This window comes from Marinifilum sp. RC60d5 (assembly GCF_052400665.1).
In the GTDB taxonomy this organism is placed as follows: domain Bacteria; phylum Bacteroidota; class Bacteroidia; order Bacteroidales; family Marinifilaceae; genus JBQTGK01.
Window position 1 is genome coordinate 1 of sequence record NZ_JBQTGK010000012.1, and the last position, 25,803, is coordinate 25,803.

The 25,803-nt window shown below is 31.9% G+C and carries 21 protein-coding genes; 5 read left to right on the forward strand and 16 right to left on the reverse strand.

Annotated elements, in window-relative coordinates; genetic code table 11:
- Nucleotides 1–316: 316 nt before the first annotated feature.
- Together tpx and ACT3CE_RS16645 are read right to left on the reverse strand one after the other, a co-directional pair.
- Nucleotides 317–832: a thiol peroxidase gene (gene tpx / locus ACT3CE_RS16640; protein ID WP_444710902.1), complete on the reverse strand. Its 516-nt coding sequence runs from the start codon at nucleotides 830–832 to the stop codon at nucleotides 317–319.
- A 106-nt stretch (nucleotides 833–938) separates the two neighbouring features.
- Nucleotides 939–3,437, reverse strand: a complete 2,499-nt coding sequence (locus ACT3CE_RS16645) for an ATP-dependent Clp protease ATP-binding subunit (RefSeq protein ID WP_444710903.1) — start codon at nucleotides 3,435–3,437, stop codon at nucleotides 939–941.
- Nucleotides 3,438–3,740: 303 nt separating this feature from the next.
- On the opposite strand from ACT3CE_RS16645, the gene gyrA reads away from it, so the two are divergent.
- Together gyrA and ACT3CE_RS16655 are read left to right on the forward strand one after the other, a co-directional pair.
- Nucleotides 3,741–6,236, forward strand: coding sequence for a DNA gyrase subunit A (gene gyrA, locus ACT3CE_RS16650; RefSeq protein WP_444710904.1), 2,496 nt, complete (start codon nucleotides 3,741–3,743; stop codon nucleotides 6,234–6,236).
- A gap of 104 nt (nucleotides 6,237–6,340) precedes the next feature.
- Nucleotides 6,341–7,510, forward strand: a complete 1,170-nt coding sequence (locus ACT3CE_RS16655; RefSeq protein ID WP_444710905.1) for a tetratricopeptide repeat protein — start codon at nucleotides 6,341–6,343, stop codon at nucleotides 7,508–7,510.
- A 153-nt stretch (nucleotides 7,511–7,663) separates the two neighbouring features.
- Here ACT3CE_RS16655 and ACT3CE_RS16660 read toward each other — a convergent pair whose 3' ends face one another.
- The 4 genes from ACT3CE_RS16660 to ACT3CE_RS16675 all read right to left on the reverse strand — a co-directional run bounded on the left by ACT3CE_RS16660 (nucleotide 7,664) and on the right by ACT3CE_RS16675 (nucleotide 12,275).
- Nucleotides 7,664–9,367: a hybrid sensor histidine kinase/response regulator gene (locus ACT3CE_RS16660; RefSeq protein WP_444710906.1), complete on the reverse strand. Its 1,704-nt coding sequence runs from the start codon at nucleotides 9,365–9,367 to the stop codon at nucleotides 7,664–7,666.
- Between the two features lie 10 nt (nucleotides 9,368–9,377).
- The gene (locus ACT3CE_RS16665) at nucleotides 9,378–10,475 is read right to left on the reverse strand and encodes an FIST signal transduction protein (protein ID WP_444710907.1); all 1,098 of its coding nucleotides are present in this window, start codon (nucleotides 10,473–10,475) and stop codon (nucleotides 9,378–9,380) included.
- Nucleotides 10,476–10,629: 154 nt separating this feature from the next.
- On the reverse strand, nucleotides 10,630–11,799 hold the full coding sequence (locus ACT3CE_RS16670) for an adenylate kinase (RefSeq protein WP_444710908.1): 1,170 nt from the start codon (nucleotides 11,797–11,799) through the stop codon (nucleotides 10,630–10,632).
- 101 nt (nucleotides 11,800–11,900) lie between these two features.
- Nucleotides 11,901–12,275: a DUF7670 domain-containing protein gene (locus ACT3CE_RS16675; RefSeq protein ID WP_444710909.1), complete on the reverse strand. Its 375-nt coding sequence runs from the start codon at nucleotides 12,273–12,275 to the stop codon at nucleotides 11,901–11,903.
- Between the two features lie 218 nt (nucleotides 12,276–12,493).
- Here ACT3CE_RS16675 and ACT3CE_RS16680 point away from each other — a divergent pair, with 218 nt between their 5' ends.
- The 3 genes from ACT3CE_RS16680 to ACT3CE_RS16690 are packed head-to-tail and all read left to right on the forward strand — an operon-like array spanning nucleotide 12,494 to nucleotide 15,101.
- Entirely contained in the window at nucleotides 12,494–12,895 is a 402-nt protein-coding gene (locus ACT3CE_RS16680; protein WP_444710910.1) for a hypothetical protein, read from the forward strand.
- Nucleotides 12,896–13,930: a glycoside hydrolase family 130 protein gene (locus ACT3CE_RS16685; protein ID WP_444710911.1), complete on the forward strand. Its 1,035-nt coding sequence runs from the start codon at nucleotides 12,896–12,898 to the stop codon at nucleotides 13,928–13,930.
- Nucleotides 13,931–13,940: 10 nt separating this feature from the next.
- The gene (locus ACT3CE_RS16690) at nucleotides 13,941–15,101 is read left to right on the forward strand and encodes a glycosyltransferase (protein WP_444710912.1); all 1,161 of its coding nucleotides are present in this window, start codon (nucleotides 13,941–13,943) and stop codon (nucleotides 15,099–15,101) included.
- On the opposite strand, the gene ACT3CE_RS16695 is transcribed toward ACT3CE_RS16690, so the two are convergent.
- The 10 genes from ACT3CE_RS16695 to cobT (ACT3CE_RS16740) all read right to left on the reverse strand — a co-directional run bounded on the left by ACT3CE_RS16695 (nucleotide 15,098) and on the right by cobT (ACT3CE_RS16740) (nucleotide 25,802).
- Nucleotides 15,098–16,585: a glycoside hydrolase family 130 protein gene (locus ACT3CE_RS16695; RefSeq protein ID WP_444710913.1), complete on the reverse strand. Its 1,488-nt coding sequence runs from the start codon at nucleotides 16,583–16,585 to the stop codon at nucleotides 15,098–15,100. The two genes, ACT3CE_RS16690 and ACT3CE_RS16695, sit on opposite strands and share 4 nt — an antisense overlap.
- Nucleotides 16,586–16,657: 72 nt before the next feature.
- A complete protein-coding gene (locus tag ACT3CE_RS16700; protein WP_444710914.1) occupies nucleotides 16,658–17,263 on the reverse strand; it encodes a trimeric intracellular cation channel family protein in 606 nt (201 codons plus the stop codon).
- Nucleotides 17,264–17,339: 76 nt separating this feature from the next.
- Nucleotides 17,340–19,601, reverse strand: a complete 2,262-nt coding sequence (locus ACT3CE_RS16705; protein WP_444710915.1) for an NADP-dependent malic enzyme — start codon at nucleotides 19,599–19,601, stop codon at nucleotides 17,340–17,342.
- Nucleotides 19,602–19,810: 209 nt separating this feature from the next.
- Nucleotides 19,811–20,284 (reverse strand): hypothetical protein, encoded by a 474-nt coding sequence (locus tag ACT3CE_RS16710; protein WP_444710916.1) that lies wholly within the window; start codon nucleotides 20,282–20,284, stop codon nucleotides 19,811–19,813.
- 98 nt (nucleotides 20,285–20,382) lie between these two features.
- A complete protein-coding gene (locus ACT3CE_RS16715) occupies nucleotides 20,383–21,075 on the reverse strand; it encodes a tetratricopeptide repeat protein (protein ID WP_444710917.1) in 693 nt (230 codons plus the stop codon).
- A gap of 103 nt (nucleotides 21,076–21,178) precedes the next feature.
- A complete protein-coding gene (locus ACT3CE_RS16720) occupies nucleotides 21,179–22,048 on the reverse strand; it encodes a glucosaminidase domain-containing protein (protein WP_444710918.1) in 870 nt (289 codons plus the stop codon).
- Between the two features lie 227 nt (nucleotides 22,049–22,275).
- Complete coding sequence (cobC, locus tag ACT3CE_RS16725) at nucleotides 22,276–22,806, reverse strand: alpha-ribazole phosphatase (protein ID WP_444710919.1); 531 nt, start codon at nucleotides 22,804–22,806, stop codon at nucleotides 22,276–22,278.
- A gap of 9 nt (nucleotides 22,807–22,815) precedes the next feature.
- Nucleotides 22,816–23,571, reverse strand: a complete 756-nt coding sequence (locus ACT3CE_RS16730; RefSeq protein WP_444710920.1) for an adenosylcobinamide-GDP ribazoletransferase — start codon at nucleotides 23,569–23,571, stop codon at nucleotides 22,816–22,818.
- A gap of 78 nt (nucleotides 23,572–23,649) precedes the next feature.
- Nucleotides 23,650–24,690 (reverse strand): nicotinate-nucleotide--dimethylbenzimidazole phosphoribosyltransferase, encoded by a 1,041-nt coding sequence (cobT, locus tag ACT3CE_RS16735; protein WP_444710921.1) that lies wholly within the window; start codon nucleotides 24,688–24,690, stop codon nucleotides 23,650–23,652.
- Nucleotides 24,691–24,764: 74 nt separating this feature from the next.
- Complete coding sequence (gene cobT / locus ACT3CE_RS16740; protein ID WP_444710922.1) at nucleotides 24,765–25,802, reverse strand: nicotinate-nucleotide--dimethylbenzimidazole phosphoribosyltransferase; 1,038 nt, start codon at nucleotides 25,800–25,802, stop codon at nucleotides 24,765–24,767.
- Nucleotide 25,803: the final 1 nt, after the last annotated feature.

The following is a 25,803-nucleotide window of genomic DNA, read 5'->3' on the forward strand; positions in this document are numbered from 1 at the left end:
AAAAAATGGACCATGCCAATCAGAAATTGGGGAGTGATCTTAAATCAGTTTTTAACTATATTTGAAGATAGGGTCAGGCTAAACGCCTAACCCTATAAATTTCATTTACACACTTTGCGGGATAGTGTCTTATAAAGCAGTAAAAAATTGATTTATTCTTTTTTTTACTGCTTTATAAATTAATATTTAGGCTAAATATTATAGAATAATAGTAATCCTTTAATAATATATATGTGAATATTCTTAATCTCTGTCTTTAATTTAGAATACAAAAAAAGCTCCCAAAAGGAGCTTTAAACTTATTTAGATAATAGAACTAAATTAATGATTTTGCAACTGTAAGCGCAGCATCATAATTAGGTTCATTTGTCATTTCGGCAACATATTCCACATATTTAACTTCGTTATTTTTGTCTATAACAACAACGCCTCTTGCCAGTAAGCGTAATTCTTCTACTACAAAGCCATATTTTAATCCAAAGTCTAAATCTTTATGATCTGATAAAGTTACCAGATTTTCGATGCCTTCGGCACCACAAAAGCGTCCTAATGCGAATGGTAAATCATTCGATAAAGTAATAATTTGAATATTTTTATCTAATGAAGCAGCTTCCTTATTAAATCTATGAGTTTGAGCAGAGCAAACACCTGTATCAATAGAAGGAAATACGGAAAGAACTTTTACTTTCCCATCGAAATCGGATAACTGAACAGGTTCTAAAGATTGATTTAGAGCTGTAAAATTCTCAGCTTTTATTCCTGTTTTGATTTCTGTTCCTACTAATGTCATCGCATTTCCTGCGAATGTTACTTTGCTATTGTTTTTTTGCATGATTATGTAATTTTATTATTTAAATCAAAGATAAAAATTATTTTGAATCTGTCTAAATAAAATACAAAAGAATCTAAAAAAACCGGAGTTTAACTCCGGTTAATATTTACTCTAATTCTTTTTGTGCTTTTAAAATTTTTGTAGTTATTTTTTGCTTGTTTTTATCAAGACCAACAGAGATAGTATCACCTTCAGAGATACTTGCCCGAATAATTACTTCAGCCATTTCGTCTTCTAAATATTTTTGGATTGCACGCTTTAACGGTCTTGCACCAAATTGAACATCGTATCCTTTTTCTGCAATAAAATCTTTTGCTGCCGCAGATATCTTAATGTTATAACCAAGTTCTTCAATTCTTTTGTATAAACCATTAAGTTCTATATCGATAATCTTATGAATATCTTTCTGTGTTAAAGAATTAAACATCACTAAATCGTCAATACGATTTAAAAATTCAGGAGCAAAAGCTTTCTTTAGTGCTTTTTGAATAATACTGTTCGTATAATCCCCGGATGCTGACGAACCAGACTGAAAACCAATGCCTTTCCCAAAATCTTTTAACTCACGACTTCCGATATTGGAGGTCATAATTATAATGGAATTTTTAAAATCAACCCTTCGTCCTAAACTATCTGTAAGTTGTCCATCATCCAGCAATTGTAATAAAATATTAAACACATCGGGATGAGCTTTCTCAATTTCGTCGAGCAGAACCACAGAATAAGGTTTTCTTCTTACTTTTTCTGTGAGCTGTCCACCTTCTTCATAACCAACATATCCTGGAGGAGCCCCCACGAGTCTTGATACAGCAAATTTTTCCATATATTCACTCATATCAATACGAATTAGAGCATCTGCACTATCAAACAAGTATTCCGAAAGCACCTTTGCCAATTGAGTTTTTCCGACTCCGGTGGGGCCTAGAAATATAAAAGTACCAATTGGTCTGTTTGGATCTTTTAAACCTGCACGATTTCGTTGAATTGCTTTTACAATTTTTGCAATAGCATCATCTTGACCTACAACCCGACCTTGTAATTCTGCATCCATTTGTAACAAACGAGAACCTTCAGCCTGAGCAATTCTTTTAACTGGAACGCCTGTCATCATTGCAACAACTTCTGCGATATCTTCTTCAGAAACTTTTTCTTTTTTCAGGCTAAGTTCCTTTTCCCACTTGTCTTTCTCATTTTCAAGTTCTACAGAATAATTTTTCTCTTTATCTCTATAGCTAGCTGCAAGTTCAAATTTTTGAGCTTTTACAGCTTTAATTTTGTTCTGACGAGTATCTTCAATCTTTTTCTCTAGTTCCTCAATAATAACAGGAACGTTAATATTTGAAATATGAACCCGAGAACCTGCTTCATCTAAAGCATCAATAGCCTTATCTGGAAGATATCTGTCACTAATATAACGAGAAGTAAGTTTTACACAGGCAGCTATTGCTTCTTTGGTGTAATATACATTGTGATGATCTTCGTATCGCTCCTTAATATTATTTAGAATTTCTACAGTTTCTTCAGGTGAAGTAGGTTCCACCATTACCTTTTGGAAACGGCGTTCTAAAGCACCATCTTTTTCAATATTTTGTCTGTATTCATCTAAAGTTGTAGCTCCAATACATTGTATTTCGCCTCTGGCTAAAGCTGGTTTTAGCATATTTGCAGCATCAAGCGAACCTGTAGCTCCACCTGCACCTACAATGGTATGTATCTCGTCGATAAAAAGAATAATGTCAGTAGTTTTCGAAAGCTCATTTAAAATAGCTTTCATCCTTTCTTCAAATTGTCCTCTATATTTTGTTCCTGCAACAATAGATGCTAGATCAAGAGTAACAACTCTTTTCCCAAAAAGAACACGAGAGACTTTTTTCTGAACAATACGTAAAGCTAATCCTTCAGCAATAGCAGATTTTCCAACCCCAGGCTCACCAATTAGAATAGGATTATTTTTCTTTCTACGACTAAGAATTTGAGCCAAACGCTCAATTTCTCTTTCCCTACCAACAATAGGGTCTAAAGTTCCTTCCTCTGCAGATTTTGTAATGTCAATGCCAAAATTATCCAGAACAGGGGTTTCTGACTTACCTCTGCTTCCAACACTTTTAGAGCCTCCTCCGGGAAGTCCGCTTTTACCTTCATTCTCTTCGGGATAATCGGCTTGGGCCTTAGGAAATAAAGTCTTTAGATTTTCTTTTACCTTATTATAATCTATCGTTTGGTTATCTAAAATTTGAGTAACCATACTGTCATTATCTTTTAAAATAGCTAGTAATAAATGACTTGTATCAATAGTGTTGTTTTTTAATGCTTTTGCCTCCAGGTAAATTAATTTCAATACTCTTTCTGCCGATCTTTGCAGTGGAATATCATTCTGATCTAGGTCAGTGATGGAATCAGATTTGATTTTCTTTTCAATATTTTTTCTAATATCATATAGGTCAACGCCTAAAGAAATAAGAATATCAACGGCAATTCCTTCACCTTCACGAAGAATTCCTAGGAATAAATGTTCTGTACCAATAGCACTATTGCCAAGCCTTTCGGCTTCCTCTTTGCTAAATGAAAGAACATCTTTTATTCTGGGTGAAAATTTTGAATCCATATATGTAAGTCTTTAAGTTTTTAAATCAATAATTTGTTTTGCTATCATTCAATTATTTTAAGAATTGATTAAAGCATCATTAAAATAACAAAAAAATATTAGATACAAGGGTATAATACCAATCTATTTTTTAATAAGAATTCAAATAAAACGGGAATTAAACTAATAATCAAGCTTTAAAGTGAGAAGCTTTAATATTTATCTTAATCTACCCTTAAATATAGCATATTTTCTTACGCGAAAATGACATATTTTGTTACTTTTGTAGATCTGAGAATATTATAGAATTTAAATTAATAATAGATGTCTACGGGAGAGAGAATTATACGTATCAATATAGAAGAGGAAATGAAATCGGCATATATCGATTATTCGATGTCTGTGATTGTTTCCAGAGCTTTGCCGGATGTTAGAGATGGCCTAAAACCTGTTCACCGGAGAGTATTATTCGGAATGGGCGAGTTAGGTATAACAGCCAATAAGCCTTATAAAAAATCAGCAAGAATTGTTGGTGAAGTATTAGGTAAATATCACCCACACGGAGATAGTTCTGTTTATATGACTATGGTTCGTATGGCTCAACATTGGTCGCTTCGATATCCGTTAATCGATGGACAAGGTAACTTTGGTTCTGTTGATGGTGATAGTCCGGCGGCAATGCGTTATACCGAGGCTAGAATGGACAAAATAGCAGAGGAAATCTTATCGGATCTTGATAAAGATACCGTTGATATGGTTCCTAATTTTGACGAGTCTTTAAAAGAGCCTACAGTTTTACCAACTCGTATTCCAAACTTATTGGTTAACGGAGCTTCCGGAATTGCGGTAGGTATGGCAACAAATATGCCTCCACATAATTTGTCCGATACTATTGATGCTATTATTACTACCATTGATAATAAAGAGGTGGAGATGGACGAGTTGATTCGTATCATTAAAGCACCTGATTTTCCAACAGGAGGTACTATTTACGGATATCAAGGCGTAAAAGAAGCTTTTGAAACGGGTAGAGGTAGAGTTGTTGTAAGAGCAAAAACAAATATAGAAACTACAGACAATGGTCGTGAAAAAATCATTGTAACTGAAATACCTTATATGGTTAATAAGGCAGAGCTTATTATGAAGGCTGCCGATTTAATTAACGATAAAAAGATTGACGGTATCTCTAATGTGAACGATGAATCGGATCGTACAGGAATGAGAATCGTTTTTGATTTGAAAAGAGATGCTATTGCAAATGTTGTTTTGAATAAGTTATTCAAGTATACACAAATGCAAACCTCTTTTAGTGTAAACAATATTGCACTAGTCAAGGGGCGTCCTAAAATGTTAAATCTAAGGGATTTAATAGATAATTTTATCGAGCATCGCCACGACGTAGTAGTTAGAAGAACTCAGTATGAATTACGTCAGGCAGAAAATAAAGCTCATATCCTTAAAGGGTTAATTATCGCATTAGATAATATTGATCAAGTGATTGCTTTAATTAGAGGATCAAAGACTCCTGAAGAAGCAAGAAATGGATTGATGGCTAATTTTGAATTGGATGATATACAGGCCAAGGCAATTCTTGATATGCGTTTGCAAAAACTTACGGGATTAGAACGTGATAAATTGCATGCAGAGTATGAAGAGTTAATGAAGTTAATTGATCATTTGAAAGAGATTCTTGCCAATGAGCAGATGAGAATGGATATCATTAAGGAAGAATTAATTGAAGTAAAAGCTAAATATGGTGACGAAAGAAGAACCGATATTGTTTATGCTTCTGAGGAATTTAATCCTGAAGATTTTTATGCTGATGAAGAAATGGTAATTACTATTTCGCACATGGGTTATATTAAACGTACACCACTTGCCGAGTTTAAAACACAGCACAGAGGTGGAGTTGGATCGAAAGGAAGTATAACGCGTGAAGAAGATTTCCTTGAACATATGATTATGGCTACAATGCATAATACAATGTTGTTCTTTACTGAAAAAGGAAAGTGTTTCTGGCTAAAAGTTTACGAAATTCCTGAAGGTACCAAGCAATCGAAGGGTAGAGCAATTCAAAACTTATTAAATATTGAACCTCAGGATAATGTGAAAGCTTATATTAATGTCCTTAATCTAAAAGAAGAAGAGTATATTAATAATAACTATATTGTTTTATGTACTAAGAAAGGAGTTGTTAAGAAAACTCCACTTGAGGCATATTCACGACCAAGAGTAAATGGTGTGAATGCAATTACTATTCGTGAAGGCGATCAGTTATTAGAAGCAAAACTTACCAATGGCGAGAACCAAATTTTAATTGCTGTACGATCAGGAAAAGCCATTAGATTTGCTGAAGATCAAGTTCGTTCAATGGGTAGAACAGCATCAGGAGTGCGAGGAATTACGCTTAAAGATGAGAATGACGAAGTTGTTGGCATGATATGTGTTAAGAATGAAGAAGAGAATATTCTTGTAGTATCGGAAAATGGATACGGTAAGCGTTCTAATATTGACGATTACAGAATTACTAATAGAGGAGGTAAAGGTGTTAAAACAATTAGCCTTACCGACAAAACTGGAAATTTAATTGCAATTAAGAATGTTACCGACAATGACGATTTAATGATTATCAACAAATCTGGAATCACCATTCGTTTGGCTGTATCTGATCTTAGAGTTATGGGGCGTGCAACACAAGGAGTACGTTTAATTAACCTAAGTAAGAAAAACGATTCAATTGCTGCTGTAGCCAAAGTAAACTCTTCTAATGATGAAGAAGAAACTACTGAGGATACAGTAACCGAAGGTGGTGAAGAATAAAAATTATAAATTAAGAATAATTATAAAAGTGGTTAATCTTATCTCAAACTTAAAAGAAACATTTATTTTTGAACTAAGGTTATTATAAAAACTAAACATTGATTATGAGAAAATTATCATTCATTCTAGTTATGCTTATGTGTGTTTCTTCTGTATTCGCACAGAAAAGTAAAGTAACTGGGGCACAGAATTATTTAACCTCAGGTAAGATAGACAAGGCAAAACAAGCTATTGATGAAGGAATCAAAAACGAGAAATGTGTTGCTTATCCAAAAGCATATCTTGTAAAAGGTAAGGTTTATCAGGGGATTTTTGAAAGTCCACTTCCTGCATATAAAAACTTATCTAAAACTCCATTGGAGATAGCTTATGAAGCTTATTTAAAAGCTTTAGAGTTAGATGCTAAAGGTAAAATGAAGAAGCCTGTTAAGGCACAAATGACTAATATGATTCCGGATTTTACCAACGAAGCGGTGAACCGTTACAATTCTTCTGATTATGCTGGTGCTTTAGATGCTTTTGAGAAAGTACTTGAAATTGAAGCAATGGATATGTTTAAAGGAGAGCTTCCTGTAGATACTGCTATTATTTTCAATGCAGCAATGGCGGCTCAAAAATCAGAAAACTTCGAAAAAGCAATTAAGTATTACAAACAATCTATTGAGTACAATTATGGAGGAGCAAAATCTTATGCAAATCTTTCTAATGTTCTTAAAAATGCTGGAAACGAAGAAGAATCAGTAAAATACCTACATAAAGGTTTTGAATTATTTCCTAACGATTCATGGATGTTAGTTGAATTAATTAACTATTACATGTTAGGTGGAGAACCTGAAAAAGCTGCCGAATATCTTGACAAAGCAATTGCTTTAGATCCAAGTAATGGATCGTTCTACAGAGCTAAAGGTACATTGTACGAGAAGACTGAAGAATTCGAAAAAGCTGAGAAAATGTATGTTAAAGCTTTAGAATTAGATCCTAAAGATTTCACTTCTCAATATAATTTAGGTGTTCTTAAATTAAATATGGTAAGTGTTAAGCACAAAGCAGCCAATGAAATTATGGATGCTAAAAAATACAATGCAGCAATTAAAGTAGTTTTTGCTGAGTATGAAAAAGTAATTCCATATTTCACAAAAGTTCTTGAAATTAAACCTGATGAGAAAAACTCTATGATGTTATTGAAAGAACTATATTTTAAACTTAGAAACGAAAACGAAGCTTATCTTGAAAAATATAACGAGATGAAAGCAAAGTTAGACGGAATGGAGTAACTTATAAAAAAAGGGATCTAAATGCGGGTCCCTTTTTTTAATACATATCCTATTAAACATAATATGAATTATAAGACTTTTAATGATTCTAGCCTATTTGAAGTTTTACAAGTACTTATTGAATACTAATCGATTTATTTAAAATCTAAAATACTATAGATATTGTTTTAGAATTTTAATTATAGTCCGAGGATCAATAGGTTTAGTAATAAAATCATCAGCGCCTGCATTAATACAATCTTCACGTTCATTATTCATTGCAAAAGCAGTTTGTACAACAATTGGAAGATTTTTATTGTATTTCTTAATGATTTTTATTGCTTCTAATCCATTAATTTCTGGCATTTTAATATCCATTAAAACCAAATCGATCTTACAATCATCCTTTTTACAAAGCTGAATTGCATCTTTACCATTTTTAGCCCAAATGACCTTAGCATCGGTTAATTCAATAATAGAATTCAGGTAATTAAAATTAGACTTTACATCTTCAGCAATTAAAACAGTTTTTCTGGAATATTCAATTGCTGTAATTTGCTGTAATGGATTTACATTTTCTTCAATCAAATTATCATTAATCAGATCCATTTTTACCTGACCTTTTCCTGATAAACGAAAATAAAAATTACTCCCAATATTTTCCTCAGAATCAAACCAAATTTCGCCATTCATTAAATTTAGTAGCTTTTGGCACAATGTTAAACCAATGCCTGAGCCTTCAAATTTACGTGTAGATTTACCATCGACTTGTCTAAATAAATCAAAGATATTCCCCTGTTTATCTTGAGAAATACCAACACCTGTATCTCTTATGTAAAATATAGGAATATTTTCTTTTTCCAGATAATACCCAATTTCTACCGAACCTTTTTGGGTAAATTTGATTGCATTATCTAGTAAATTTTCAATTATCTGTATGAATTTATTTTTATCAGCTTTAAGAATATTATTTTCACTGTTTGGAGGAAAAACAAAGTTTAGCTTAAGCGATTTACCCTGTATTTTAGAAAGATATCGAGTGTGAATATCATTAATAACCCGATTTAAGTTAAAGTCTTCTTCAATTATTGCTAATTGATTCGAATCAATTTTTGAAACATCTAAGAGATTATTTATCATTCTTAGAAGTTTATGACTGTTCTCAGAAATATGAACTACAAATTTATCCTGTTGTTCCTGGGAAATATTTTTATCGGATAATAGATTTGAAAATCCTACAATTGAGTTAATTGGAGTGCGAAATTCATGACTAATATTAGATAAAAAAGCAGATTTTAAATCATTGGCTTCTTCTGCCTTAATTTTTGATTGCTCTAAAGCTTTCTGTGTTTTGGATATGGTAATTAAATCTTGTATTGATTTTTCATGAAAAAGACAAGCTTTTATTGAAATGGTAAATTTGTTAATTACATTTTTCAATTTAGTTTGTTCTTTAGTGCTCCAGGTATTATTTGCTGATGAATAAAGAACCATAAAACCTAAATCCTGTAGTCTGAAAAAGGTGATATTACCACTCTCCTTCATTTTAAAACCGATAGCCTTACTAACTTCGGCTGTGAGCTTTATAGAAAAAGAATCGTTATTATTAAAACAATTTTTTAGATATTTTGATTTTGGAATTGTTTCGGTTTCAAGCTTGATATGAGGATGTGAAAATATTGCACGATATCCCGATGTATTTTCCGAATAAGGAATTGAATAACTATTGATCCAAATAGCACCAAATTCAAGGTTCTTTCGAGACATTAGCGTTTGTAGAAATTTTTTACAGTTTTCTTTTTTATCTAGTGACTGTCCTACAGATAAGGATAGCTCGTAAAGAAATGATATATCAGTAATTATATTATTTGTATCCATAGATAAAAAATTAATAATAGCAACCAAGCACTATTGATTTGTTTAGAAACTCCAGATATCCTTCACCATTAGAAAAAATTTCTCCAACCGACAAGGCTCCTTCCAAATCTTTAGAAGGGTAAATCTTTTTTATTTCCGAATAAATCCCATTTAATTCAACCGAAAAATTGTCTTTTAAGTGATTTACTCTCGATATACAGTCAAATAATAAAATATCAGGATGATTCTCTCCCTCGAATTTACAATTTTCTACAAGTTCTTTGGGAAGCTTTTCAAGCTCATCATGCTGTATTGATAATAAATCTACTAATGAATTTTCCGGTATGTTTCCCACACAGGTTAGATAACCTTTGTCGTTTATTTTAATTGGATCTCTTACAATATACTCCCGACCTTCTTTATAAATACCAAACGGATAATCCATAGAGTAAGATACAAAATTTTCTTTTGTTATGTTTATATTTTTACTTTCTTTTAAGCATTTTTGATAGACTTCAAAAGCATTTTCCCAATTCAGTTCAAGTATTAAATTTTTAGATGCTTTTGTTACAATAAATGGGCCTTCGGATTTTGTCCACCCATGTTTTGCATACATTTTTGTTTTGCTATTAAAAAAAACAACTATTGTTCCTTTTTGATAAGTTCCATCATTGTTAAAAAGAATTCCATCAGGATTTTCAATGGTCCTTCCAACACCACCACCAAAAAAATCAACGTCGTTTCCTAAGTAGGTATATAAAATTCTAAGGTGCGCTGCTACAGCTGAAGAAAAACCAGCGGTTAAGGTAAAAGCTGTTGTAAATTTACAGTCCTGGTAATCAGCGAATTGTTCGGAAAAATGGTCTGGATTTTCAAAATATATCGAAAATACATCCATATCTATTTCCTTTATAATCATACCTTTTGAGCTTATTTGCTTATTAAATATAACTTTAGGGAATACTCCACCAATAAAATTTAGCTTATAACGATTAAAACTTGAAACAATCTCAGTGGGCGATATTTTACACTCTTCTCCAACAAGAATTAAAGCATTGTTATGATTCAAACTTTTCAATTGTCTAATAGCAGACAATAGCATACCTGAATTTGGATTTTCGAGAAACATAAGCAAAATAAATATGTGTAGACTATAATATTACTAAAATAAAAACTATTATAATAATTACATTTGATTAATTGATATTATAATCATGTCAAGCAACAATAATTTTATGTAATAAAAAAAACCGGTTTTTATTAAAAACCGGTTTATTGAATAATTATCTAATTTTCTTAAACGATTCAAGCACTGAATCGTTTAGTCTATTCGCAATTACTTCTTTATCTCCTACACCGTTAATAATATCAAGTTTAGATTGTTTTGAATAATATTCACTAACCTTAATACTCCTGTTTTCGTATTGTTCAAGGCGATGAATAATTATATCGGTATCAGCATCGTAAGCTCTTTTACTGTGGGTTTTACTACGAGCTGTTAACCTTTTAATTGATTCTAAAGTGGAGACATTTAAATTAATTGCCGAGGTTACGGTAGAATCTAATTTTCTAAGCAAACCGTCTAATATATATGCTTGCACAATTGTGCGTGGAAATCCTTTAAATATAAATCCATTGGCATGTGGATGCTTTCTAATTTGTCGCTCGATTAATTTTATTGCAATTTCGTCGGGAACAATATCTCCTTTCTCGATATAAGTTTTAGCACTTTTTCCCATTTCAGTACCTTTTTTAATTTCCTGCCTCATTAAGTGTCCGGTAGAAATATAAACTAAATTGAATTTCTCGGCTAATTTACGTCCCTGAGTTCCTTTTCCCGAACCTGGAGGTCCTAAAAGTACCAGATTGATCCACGATTTTTCAAGAGTTTGATTTACAACACTGGTTAATCTCTCAAAAATTTGATTGATATCACCTAACCCATCAATGCCATGATAAATTTCTTTTTCTTTATAAAAAGATGCAACGGGAGCAGTTTTTGTGTCATATTCTTGTAATCTTACATCAATTACTTCGTCAGTATCATCGGCTCTGTTTTCTTTTTTAGCTCTTGCTAACAAACGATTGCGTAGCTGATCTGAAGGAACCTCCAAGCTTAGCATACAATCTAATTTGGTATTCATTTTTAATAATAAACCTTCCAGAATGTATGCCTGAACAGTAGTTCTTGGAAATCCATCAAAAAGAAAACCATTTACTTCTTTATTGGTTTGAATTCGTTCTTCAATAATTTGAACAATAATTTCGTCAGGAACCAATCCTCCTTTTTTAATGATATCTTTTGCTTGTAAACCTAATTCAGTGCCATCCGCAATTTCGCTTCGAAGAATATCTCCGGTAGAAATATAAGCTAAATTATATTTTTCAATAAGCATTTTAGATTGAGTTCCCTTTCCTGCACCAGGAGGGCCAAATAATGCAATGTTTAACATGTGGTTAAATTTATGTTTGTTAAGATAGTTACATTTCAAAAATAGTAAAATTTGCTCTAGAATCTCACTATTTGCGGGGAATTTATTAAGCTATACAGCATTTATTTTAAGAGCATATTAATGGTAAAATTAGATTTGCGAATACTTAAAATAGTACTGGTAATCCAGCAAAACAAATGTAAAATACCAATTAGTAGAAAATTAGGAAATACCGGACCTATCCAAAATGAAAAATTTACAATTGAAAAAAAGACATAAGATCCGATCAATATAATACTACCAATAAATTCGAATTTCCAAACAATAATTAAGCCAATAAGCATTAATAAATTTGCAGCAAAAAGTTTTATTTCCTGTAGTGACATCATATCAAAATCGGGCGTACCAATCTCCATAGCAAACCATACAAAAAACAGAAATAAAAATATTCCTATAAATCTTGCAATCCAGCGAATTATGGTAATGGTTAATTTCAATTTTATAGATCTATAAAAAGCAAAAATTATTTAATGTCCTTATTCAAATATATATGAATTAACAATGAATAAAAAACAGCAAAGAAGATTATTGACTAAGGTATTTTTTATAGTCTTACTATATTTCTTTCAGTTTGTTGATTATTAGATAATTTAATTGACTTTCTTCTTTTATTGGCGTATATTTTTTATAGGATCAAATCACTAAAACAGAAGTTATGAAGGCAAATTATTTATGTCCGAATTGCAGAACCTATCTTAATGTAGGTGAAAGAATAATTGTATCAGCAGAAAATAAGGAAGGACAAAAAGGAATACTTTTATTCAGCATACATTTAGGTGATTATGAGATACTAAAACATCCATATTTCGATTTAAAGAAAAATGAAATTATTCAGATGTCTTGTCCTTGTTGCCACAAAAGTCTTAAAGATACAAAAGTTCATCAAAATATTTATAAAATTATTATGCAAGATGATGAAGATCAGGAATATGAAATATTATTCTCGGGAGTATATGGAGAACGATGTACCTATGAAATTTGTGATGGAAAAGTACGCTCTTATGGCGAGCATGCTTCTAAGTATCTAAATTTTAATAATTTAATTCAAATGTCATAAATGATGAGAAGAAATACTGAAAACCCACTTGTTTTTCCTAGAGACGTTAAACCATCAAATCCGTCTTATCAGGTATTAGGGACTTTTAATCCTGGTGCTGTAAAATATAAGAATGAAATTATATTATTGATGAGAGTGGCTGAAAATTGCTTAGCACAAGATGATTATGTCACAATCCCCTATTTTAATAATGGAAAAGCTGATTTGATTCGGCTTAAAAAGGATAATCCTGATTTATTGATAAAAGATACGCGAGGGTATTTTTACAAAGGCAAAGATTATTTATCAACAATTAGTCATTTAAGAATTGCCAGAAGTAATGATGGTGTTCACTTTACAGTAGATGAACAACCGTTTATTTATCCGGATTTACCTTGTGAATGCTTTGGTGTTGAAGATGCAAGAATTGTTAAACTAGATGATACCTACTATATTAATTATACAGCGGTTTCTGGTGATGGCTATGTTACAATGTTAGCAAAAACCACAGATTTTGTGCATTTGAAAAAAATCGGAATTATTTTTCCTCCCTTAAACAAAGATGTGGCTTTCTTTCCTGAGAAAATAAATAACAAGTATGCTGCCATTCATCGCCCCGATAATAAAGGCTTTGGACTGCCTTCTATATGGTATGCTACTTCTCCTGATATGGTTAGTTGGGGTGAGCACTATTGTCTTTTACGACCAGATGGAAGTCCGAGCGAAAGTCAAAAAATTGGAGGTGGGTCATCGCCAATAAAAACAGATAAAGGATGGCTTGTACTGTATCATGCCAAAGGAGAAAATAGTGTGTACTCTCTTAAACTTTTATTACTGGCCTTAGACGAACCACAAAAAATTTTAAAAAAAGCTAATGTTCCCGTTTTTGTACCAGAAACAGACTATGAAAAAAAAGGTTTCTTCCCTAATGTAGTATTTACAAATGGTATGATTGAAAAAGAAAATGGAGAATTATGGATTTACTACGGAGCCTGTGATGAAACTATTTGTCTTGCGATTACAAGTGTATCTGATTTATTAAAATTATTAAACTAAGAATTTTATTATGAGAATAGCTTATGTATCTACATATCCACCTACAGAGTGCGGAATTGCGACCTATACTGAATATTTGAGTAATGCTGTTGCGAAAAATGGAAAAGAAATAAGAATATTAAGTCAGTTGGGAGCTGCTGGAGAAAATGTATTCGAGGTGTATGCTCCTCAGGATAAAGATATTGCTGGAAAATTATTTTTTTATGTTGAAAGATTAACTCCTGATATTGTGCATGTTGAACATGAATTTGGCCTGTTTGGAGATCAAAGAGGAGTTCAGATAATTGAATTTTTAATTAGGTGTAATTTATCCGAAACTCCTGTTGTTGTAACCTTACATACTGTATTTGAAGATCTTAAATACGAAGAGAAAATTATCGTTCAACATATTTTAAATTTAAGCTCGGCTGTTATTGTTCACGAATCGTTTCAGAAAGATATATTAGAACGTAATTATAGATGCTTAAATCCAATAAAAGTAATTCCTCACGGAGTTAGGGAAGTTGATAATGTAAATAATGCCAAGGAATTACTGGGATTAGAAAACAAAAAAGTGCTTTTACTGGCTGGATATTTACGTTCTACAAAAAATATCGAGAGAATCTTTTCTTTACTACCTGACTTAATTACTCGTAATAAAGATATGGTTTTATTAATGGCTTCGAGAAGTCGAATTAATGAACATTCGGATTATAAGGATAATTTGTATAATGAAATTCATAATTTAGGTTTAAATAATCATGTAAAAGTACTTTATGGTAAATTTCCTCAGTATACATTAGATACAATTTTAAGTGCAGCAGATGTATTAGCTCTCCCCTATACAAAAGGAGCACAAAGTGGTGTTTTAGCGCAAGCATCGGCTTTTCATCTTCCGGTTGTAACATCCGATTTAGAGAGTTTTAAAAATTGGATTACAGAAGTTAATGGTGGTTTTTATGCTCAAACCGATGAAGAATATGTTTCTTGTATTACAAAATTACTTCAGGATAATGATTTAAGAGCCGAATTGCGGGCTAACATTTGCAATAATAACAAATTAAAAAATTGGAATGTCATCGCAAAAAGACATATCAAGCTTTATTCTCAATTAATAAAAAAGCCTATTCCAAATGCTAAATTTTATTATCGAAGCAATAAGGAAAATGTAAAACTTAATGCTCATTCTTAATAGTATATCATTTTATTGAAAAGATCCTGTAAGTGTAAGGATGCAATTCCTGATCTTGAATCGGCCATTGCATAAGGAATAATTAGCATTTCTTTATGAATAATGGCTCCACAGGAATATACAACATTTGGAACATAGCCATTTCGTTCTTCTTCGCTTGGAATTAAGAAAGGTTCATTTAAAAGACCTATTACTTTTGTTGGATCTTCTAGATCGAGAAGAATTGCGCTTATTGTGTAGGTGCGAACAGGACCAACTCCATGAATAAGTAATAGCCAACCTTTTTCTGTTTCTATTGGTGATCCGCAATTTCCGATTTGGAAAAATTCCCAGTAAAAAGATGGAGGTTTTAATAAGATAGGTGTTTCCCAATGCTTAATATTATTAGAAAACATGATATATAAATTCTCATTGTCGTTTCGGGAAATTGTAACATATTTTCCTTTAATTTTTCGTGGAAATATAGCCATTCCTTTTCCCTTCGATCCTTCTCCTAGTAAAACAGAAACTTTAAAATGACAAAAATCGACAGTCTCAATTAACTGTGGCAATGCTTTAAAGCCATTGTAAGCAGTATAGGTAGCATAATAAACATTTTTTCCAGAGCCATTACCATTTTTAAACAAAACAAAGCGAGCATCTTCAACTCCTTTTATTTCGTTATTAGATACCGGAAAAATTACACGTGCACTAATATCCAAATCAGGCGAAAATTTAATTTCATAATTGGCATTAGCTAGCCAAAGCAAGGTATCTATTGCCTCTTCGCAAGTTCGACCGATTTTTTTGTGTTTAAGCTCCTTTTTTTTTCGAAATTCTGCTATTGATTCCTTTAATTCAGCGAAAGTAAATTCTTCGAGCAAATTGTCAAGAATTTTTGCTACTGAGTGGTACACTCCCAACTCAATCATTTTTAAGCTAAAATCATTTTTATGATAGGATGGATCGGGAATTCGATCTACTCTTTCCACCAATGCACTATTTTTTTGCACCACCAGTTCTCCATTCGATTTGATAATTCCCCGTCTAAATACAATGGAAGATATATGTCCTTCACCTACAGCCCTAAAACTTAATAATACTTTAATTCTGTCCGATTCAGTTTCAATTTGTTCGGGGTGAATAACAACTGATGGATTAAATAAAGCCGCCGACTCAATGGAATATTCCATTGTAAAATAGGAACCAATAAGTAATTTTTGATCTAAAGTAAAATCAGTACTAAAACTAATTTCTTGATTAATTTGATCGAAATTATCCTTAAATATTCTTTTTATATTTCGATGTCGCTTAGAAAAGCTATTAATCGTTTTTTTTAAAATTTGCGCAGTTTCCTTATCAGATAAAAGAAGAATTCGATCAAAAATATTTTCAATTCGCTTTAAGTTACCAGGCGTAAAAAATCGTGTAACTACTCTGGAATCATCTGGAGTAAAGTGAAGCAATTGCTTTTGTATGGAAATTAAATTATTACTTTTTACCATCCTTCTTGTTTTTATGCGAGCATACTAAATATACAAAATTAGATACTGAAATGAAACAAGATATCCTGATGATTAGTATTTTAATACAGGAAGTGATATTTTAAAACGTATACACAAAATTCGAAATGCAATTATACAACTTATGGTTAAAAACTGATTTAAGGAAGATGGTATTGATAAAAAGTCGAGAAAAATAAATAACGCACCACCAACTAAACAGGCTGTAGCATAAATTTCTTTTCGAAATATTAAGGGAATATCATTACACAACATATCACGAATAACGCCTCCCATAACAGCCGAAAATAATCCCATAATAATGGATAAAAATGGATGAATACCTAAAGCTAAGGATTTTTCTATTCCTATGATAGTAAATACTCCTATTCCAATGGTATCAAATAAAAATAGTGTACGTTTTAATTTTCTGATATATTGCTTAAATAGAAAACAAATTATAACTCCTAAGCTAATGACAATCATATAATTTATATCACTAATCCATCCCACAGGAAAATTACCTAGAATAACATCACGAAGAGTTCCGCCGCCAATTGCAGTTATAAAACCAGTAAAGTAAGCACCAAAAAGATCTAATTTTTTATTTGCTGCCGACATAGTTCCACTAATCGCAAATACGATAGTTCCCAGTAAATCAAGAAAGTAAATAACACTCATTTTATAAACCCATTAAAAAAAAGAAAGGACGAAAATACAATTTTCATCCTTTCCTAACTCTATTTTTTGTAAATATTTAGCCTTGAGCATCAACAACTGCAATGGCGGTCATGTTAATTATCTCTCTAACAGAACATCCCATTGGTACAATATGGAAAGGTTTTGCTGTTCCAAGTAAAATTGGACCAATATTTTCTGAGCCACCCAAATCCTGCATTAATTTATAAGCAATATTACCAGAACTCAAATTCGGGAATATAATCGTATTTACATCTTTTCCTTTAATTTTATTAAAAGCAAATGTTTTGTCTCTTAATTTTTTATCTAAAGCAAAATTCAATTGCATTTCTCCATCTACAGCTAATTCCGGATGATTTTCATGTAATAATTCAATAGCTTTATTAGCTTTTACCGGACTGCCTTTACGTACCGATCCAAAATTAGAATAGGAAACCATTGCCATTACAGGATCAACATTAAAAGATTTTAACGCTCTTGCCGTACTAATAGTCGTATCTACTAGTGATTCTGATGTTGGCTCAGAATTTACAGTGGTATCAGCAAAAAACAAAGGTCCTTTTTTGGTCATAATAATGTTCATTCCCACCAAAGTTTTCATTCCTTCTTCCATCCCAATAACTTTGCTTGCAATTTTTAAGGCTTCAAAGTATCGAGTGGCATAACCTGAAATAAAAACATCGGCATCACCATTTTCAACCATCATGGCACCAAAATAGTTGCGATCGTACATTTTTTCGACAGCTTCCTTTCGTGTTAATCCTTTACGGCCTCTTTTTGTAGAAAGAATATCTGCAAAGTAATTTCTTCTTTCCTTTTCAGACTCACTTCGAACATCAATAATATCCGCACCATCAAGATCAAGATCGTTTTCGCTAATTATTTTATTGATATTCTCAGGATTTCCAAGAATAATTGGTTTGGCAATACCATCGTGTAAAACAATTTGAGCTGCTTTTAATACATTAAAATTATTTCCTTCAGCAAAAACAACACGTTTAGGAAATCTTTTTGCTTTGTTAAAAACAGTTCTTAGTAATTCATTTTCCACGCCTAATCGTTGTCTTAGTTCTTCGGCATAAGCGTCCCAATCACTAATTTCATTTTCGGCCACTCCCGATTCAACAGCTGCTTTTGCAACAGCAACTGCAACACTTGACACCAAGCGTGGATCTAAGGCTTTAGGAATAATATATTTTCGTCCAAAAACAATATTTGCTTCGTTGTATGCTGCATGTACCGATTCGGGAACCAAATCTTTGGCTAATTTTGCAATGGCATGTACCGAAGCAATTTTCATTTCTTCATTAATTGCCGTAGCTCTAACATCTAATGCTCCTCTAAAAATATAAGGAAAACCTAAAACATTATTTATCTGATTAGGATAATCGGATCTTCCTGTTGCCACAATAACATCTTTACGTGCATCGGTAGCATCGTCGTAGGAAATTTCAGGATCCGGATTTGCAAGAGCAAAAACAACAGGATTTTCGGCCATTGATAATACCATTTCTTTACTCATGATTCCACCTACCGATAAACCTAAAAATACATCGGCATTAACAAGAGCTTCAGCTAAAGTATCAATATCTCTCTTCGTAACAAATTGTTTTTTTTGCGAGTTTAAATCTTTTCGTTTTGAGTTAATCACGCCTTTACTATCGCACATAATAACATTTTCGGCTTTTACGCCTAAAGAAATATATAGCTTAGTACAAGAAATAGCTGCAGCTCCTGCTCCATTTACCACAACTTTAACCTCTTCAATTTTTTTATTTCCAATTTCCAGAGCATTCAGTAATCCGGCAGCAGAAATAATTGCTGTACCATGTTGATCATCATGCATAACCGGAATATCCAATTCATTTTTAAGACGATCTTCTATTTCGAAACATTCGGGTGCTTTAATATCTTCTAAATTAATTCCTCCGAAAGTTGGTGCAATAGCTTTAACTGTATCTACAAATTTATCAACATCAGTTGCATCTACTTCAATATCAAAAACATCAATATCTGCGAATATTTTGAAAAGCAGACCTTTCCCTTCCATTACTGGCTTACCGGCAAGAGCACCGATATTTCCAAGACCTAATACTGCAGTACCGTTAGAAATTACAGCCACAAGATTTCCTTTGCCAGTATATTTGTATGCATCGGAAGCATTTTTCTCAATCTCCAAACACGGATCGGCAACCCCAGGACTATAAGCCAAAGCTAAATCTCGTTGTGTTCGATAAGGTTTTGTTGGAATAACTTCAATTTTACCAGGACGCCCTTCCGAATGGTACTTTAAGGCATCTTTTTTAGTAATTTTTGCCATTTGTTAGTTGTTTTTTTGTGTTACGATTATAAATCGTTAGTTAGCTTAAGTAAGACTACAAATATGCAAATAATTGAGGCTTTGATTTTAAGTATTTTACTTAAAATTAGATAAGAAATAGTATTTATCTGAACTACTATTAATTAAGATTAAGAATAAATAAGGAAAAAAATCTAGATTTAACTATAGATGACTGATTAAACTATTTTTTAATTTCGAGAATTCTTTATTTGGAAGGAATGTGCAAATTTATTTCGCACTAAAAATTCTCTATTGTAAGTTTTGTGATTTCCATTTTGATCTTCAATCACAATTTTATTGATTTTCCATTCACCAGATTCGGACTTTTTTTTAAATAAAATACGACCAAGTAGAAGTCCAACTTTAGTTTTTTTTCTGCATTTACAAGAGGTCTGGCGTATTTCTTTTCCGGATGGAGATTCGAAAAATACAATTACGTTGTTTAGTCCTATTGCAGAATGAGCTCTTAAGGAAAAATAAAGCGTTTCGTCAGATTTACTGACATCAATTTGCTTTTGCACAAATGTAATTGAATGCAAATCAAATTCTTTTTCTTCATTTTTTAGCTCATCAGTAAAACCATAAAAAGGCAAGATTAAAAACAAGATTAATATCGAGCTTTTAACAAACCTAAGGCTAATATGGTATAATTTCGTATTCATTTTAAGATTGTATGAAAATACAATTTTATATACGACAAAAAACAAAAAGGGATACCCATTTCTGGATATCCCTTGCAATTTATATTTTGTCTAAAAGATTACTTCAACAAACCTTTAATTGTAGTGATTAAATCTTTTGCTTCTTTTTTTTCTGGATTTACAGCTAAAAGCTTATTTGCCGCGGCGGTAGCCATTTCGAAATAAGATTTTGCTTTATCCTGAGTTCCTGGCCAAAATTCAGCTCCTTTATTATAGTATAACTGAGCTAAAGCTAACATAGCAGTTTCCTGATATTTTGATTTGATTTCAGCTGCTTGTTTATAAGAAGCTTCGGCAGCTTCAAATTTATTTCCTTTTTGCGCAGTTTGTCCAACAGAAAAGTAATGTTTTGCAAGACTAGAAACTAATTTAGAATTTTTAGTTGGACATGCTTTAATACCTTTTTGTAAAGTAGCTACCATTTCGCTAGTTTTATTTTGCTTTTTTTGCATTAAAGCAAGATATTGATAGGATTTAGATGGCTTATACTTATTTACAACGGATTGAGCAAAATATTTTTCAGCTTTAGCATAATCTTTAATTTTACTAGCACAATAAGCTGTGTTAAAAACCAAAGCAATATCTTCAACAGTATCTTCTGCTCCTAAAAAAGCCTCATACTTCTCAATAGCGGTTTTATAATCTTTTGATTTAAGAGCTGCATTTCCTTCATTTTTTAGTTGAGCAGCAGATTGCGCAAATACACTTGAAACACAAAAACATACTGCAATAAATAAAATAATTTTTTTCATACTTCTAATTTTATGATTATATAATTTTTTTCTTTTCGCTAAAACAAGCCTAAAAATAACTATTTCAAAGAATAATCAAATAAAATTAAGCTAAAAATATACTTCAATAAATGCTATTTAAAGGGTATTTAATTAACAGACTTAAGTCTACTGTTTCTTCTTTTAAATATTTCTTACTTATTGTATAACTATCAAATTTAGTTAGATCATTATCTTTTATTATTTTATGAAGATAATCGGTATAAACATCGCCCACTTCGGAGTAACGATACAATAATGGTACCAATTTATACGGATCTGTTGTTTTCGATCTGTTATTTCTAAATTCTTTATAGGCATTAAGCCTGGCAATTGTCTTGTAATAATCTTTTACCGAGGCCTCTATGCTTGCATATTTACGTACATAAATATTGGTAGAGTCTCTTCCTACTAATGCTTTTATTCGATTTTCTCCAGCATTATACGACCATATTCCAAACACATTATTTCCTTCCTGAAAAAATCGTGAAGATCCCCAACCAGATTCAATAGCCGCTTGTCCTAAAACAATACTTGCCGAATGTGGTTTTAATCTTATTTTTAATTCTTCAATTTCAGAGCAATTGTACTGTTTAAATAAATCAAACAAAAAGATACTATCACTTTTTATATAATTTTGCTTTTTCGACAGCCACAATTCAATATGTTCTAGTCGCTTAATTTTTTGATTTAGATTGTGTTGTATTAAAAGAATAGATGGAAGTAACATTTCCACAAACTTTTGCTTTTTTTCCTTAACCGGAAGTTTTCTTAAAGAAATTACTTTGGTATAAATATAAGGGGTAATACAAGTATCGGTAAAAGTAGAGATATCTTCTTTAGATTGGATTTCAGCATATTCTGGAATTACATTTACTTGCTTATAAGTAATTTGTTTTTTGCATGATGAAACTAAAATAAGCACAAAAAGTAATAGATAGAATAATTTTTTCATATAAATTATTGTTAATTTGTGCCGGCTAAAATAGTCTTTTATTTTTTTCTGACAAATTTTGTATTACTTGCTTATTGCTATTTTAAAGCATATTGCAGACACAAAAACTTATTAAAATAATATTTTCTGAATTCTATTTTGCACATTATTTTAAGTTAATTTAAAGATTTAATGAAAAAAAGCAGAATTTCATTGGAAACCCTGCTTTTAAAAATGTAAAATATAATTTAAACTGGAATGATTACAACTTCTCCAAACTCAGGAGTTGGTTCGTTGAAAGAATCTTCTAGTTTAATATTTTTATGTATCGCTTGAATGGTTCGCATTACGCCACCATGTGTAAATATTGCAATCTTGTTACAATCTTTAGATTTTATCTCATTCCAAAATTTTGTTACCCTATCATTTAGCATAACAAACGATTCTCCATTTGAGCATTTTCTATTTACAAAATCTTCCATCCAAGCAGGAAATAAAGGATCTTTAATTTCGTCCCAAACTTTACCTTCCCAATCTCCAAAATTTAATTCCATTAAACGTTCATCGGCAATCACGCAATCTCCATAAATATCAGTTGCTAATTTATTTGCTCTACTTAAAGGACTACTATAAATAGCATCAAATTCAATTCCTTTTAATTTTTCTTTTACAGCTTCTAACTCTATCGGGTAGCTTTCGGCCAAATCTACATCTTTTTGTCCGTAGCAAACTCCTTGTTCCACTGCTACTTTTGTATGTCGTATTAAATATATTTCCATGATAATTATTTATAATTGATTTATTATAATAAGATAAGAAAGATAAAACATCACCTCGCATACTTGCTGTGTTGCTCCAATGCAGTCGCCTGTAAAACCGCCAATCCATTTCTTAAAATATCTGCCTAATAATATTTTGCAAAGATATACAGGAATTAGGATAAGAAAATATTTGATATGCCCTAATAATACAATTGGTAAAATTCCACTAAATATTGTAAATATAAAGTTTCCGGCACTTAGTTTATGACTATAATCTTTTGCTTTAGAATTATCAACACGGGCATATTTGTGTGAGTTTACCAAACTTGCAGCAAACATTCGGCTTGTTGAATGAGCAGCAATGAGCACCCATGGCAATTGAGCTGCCGAAACAGAATATTGGCAAGAAAATTTAGTAAGAACTAAAAACACGATTCCAGTTACACCAAATGCTCCAATTAATGAATCTTTCATTATTTCGAGAATTCTTTCACGAGTCCAGCCGCCACCAAAGCCATCACAGACATCCATAAATCCATCTTCGTGTAAACCTCCGGTAAATAAAACTGTAGCTCCCAAACTTAGCACAACAGCAATATTAAAAGGCAATACCCAGTTGGCAAGATAAAATACCAATGCTGCAAAAGCACCAATAATAATTCCAGAAATTGGAAAATACTTAATCGCTTCATGTTGGTACTCCTTTTTGAATTCTGCTTTTTTAGGGAAAGGAATTCTGGTAAAAAAAGATAATCCAGTAAAGAATATATTGAGTTCTCTCATTTTGCAAATTGAATCAATAGTTCAGGTTTGTTATATATGGAAGCCTTATTTGTAATTAAGACTCCATAGTAAAATTTATTAAATTTTGTTGCTATTACTAACTCCTGCGTCTTCGAAACTAGCCATTTGGTTCAAAAAATTAACTGATGATTGAATAATTGGATAAGCAACTGCAGCACCAGTTCCTTCACCTAAGCGCATTCCTAAGTCGAGAATTGCATTGGCATTAAAATAATCGAGCATATATTTGTGCCCTTTCTCATTGGATTTATGAGTAAAAGTACAATAATCTAACACATTAGAGTTCATTTTATGCGCTGCAAGTAGAGCCGATGTAATCACGAATCCATCAACAATAATCAACATTTTTAATTCTGCTGCTTTTAGCATTGCACCGGCTATCATTACAATTTCGAAACCTCCAAAATATGAAAAGATACTTTCTATGCTTTCATCTCCCTTGTAATTTTCAACGGCTGTTTTAAGGATTTCATATTTTTTTTGCAAGCCTTCATCATCCCAACCAGTTCCTCGTCCAACACATTCTTTTAGGTCTGTTTTTGTAAGCATGTGCAATAAAACAGCGGCAGAAGAAGTATTTCCAATTCCCATTTCTCCAAAACCAATTATATTAGTTCCATTGCTATGAGCAACTTCAACTAAATCAGCTCCTTTTTGTAAAGCTTTTGAGAACTGTTCATCTGTCATAGCAGCCTCTTTTAAATATGATTTTGTTGAATAAGAAATTTTGGCATTAATAACATTTTCACTTTCTTCAAAATCATGGTTAACACCTGCATCCACAATTTTAGTATCGATCCCATTTTGTCGACAAAACACATTAATTGCCGCTCCACCAGCTATAAAATTTGCGAACATTTGCCAGGTTACTTCCTGAGGATAAGGACTTACACCATCAAGTGCAATTCCGTGATCGGCAGCAAAAACCAAAATAAGCGGTTTGTTTAATTCTGGCGACAATGTATTTTGGATGCTTCCGATTTTTATAGCCAATTGTTCCAAAAGTCCTAAGGATCCTATAGGTTTGGTTTTAAAATCAATTTTATGTTTTAATTCTTCAATTAAGGATTGATTTGTTTTTTCGATATTGAAATTCATGTGTATGAGTTATTTATATTAATATCTCACCTTTTATAAGGTAAGATAAATCAATGTACAGAAAAATGAATATTTTACTTCTCAGAAACTCCCGCCTCACTAAAGGAAGCCATCTCGTTTATGAATTGAACCGCACTTTTTACAATTGGAAAGCAAACACTTGCACCCGTAGCCTCACCCAATCTCATTCCGATATCTAAAATTGGATCAGCCTTTAGTATTTCAAGCATTTTAAAATGCGCTTTTTCGTTAGATTTATGGGCAAACAGACAGTATTCAGTTATTTTAGGATTAATTTTATATGCTGATAATAAAGCTGAACTGATAATAAAACCATCAATTAACATTGTCATTTTCAGCTCTGCTGCTTTCAACATAGCTCCTGCAATCATAACTATTTCGAAGCCCCCAAACTGAGTTAAAACATTAATCGGATTCTTATTTGTAGTATCGAAATTAGATAATGCCTCATTAAGAAGTTCATATTTAGATTTTACGCCATCAGAATCTAATCCGGTACCGCGACCAACACATTCATCCAGGGGAATCTCTCCCAGTACACTTAAAATTAAAGATGCCGAAGAAGTATTTCCAATTCCTTTTTCACCAAAAATCACAAAATTACTTCCCTCATTATAAATAGATTCTATAATACTTGCACCTCTTTTAATACCTTCAAGACATTGCTCTTTAGTCATTGCAGGACCGAAACGATAGTTTTTAGTTCCGTAAGCTATTTTCTGGTTAATAATATCCAGATCAGGATCAAAATCATGATCAACCCCAGCATCCACTACTTTGAAAGTGATATTATTCTGATTCGAAAAAACATTAATTGCCGCACCACCCTTCATATAGTTGTATAACATTTGGTAGCTTACTGATTTAGGATAGAAACTAACTCCATCGTCGGCAATACCATGGTCTCCCGCAAATACAATTACATGCGGTTTGTTAATGCTTGGACACAGGGTATTCTGAATTTTCCCCATCTGAAAAGCAATTTTCTCTAACATCCCCAAAGAACCCAATGGTTTGGTTTTACCATTTATCTTCTCCCACAACTCTTTATCTATAGAATCAGACAAAGAACTCAATTCAAACTTTAACATA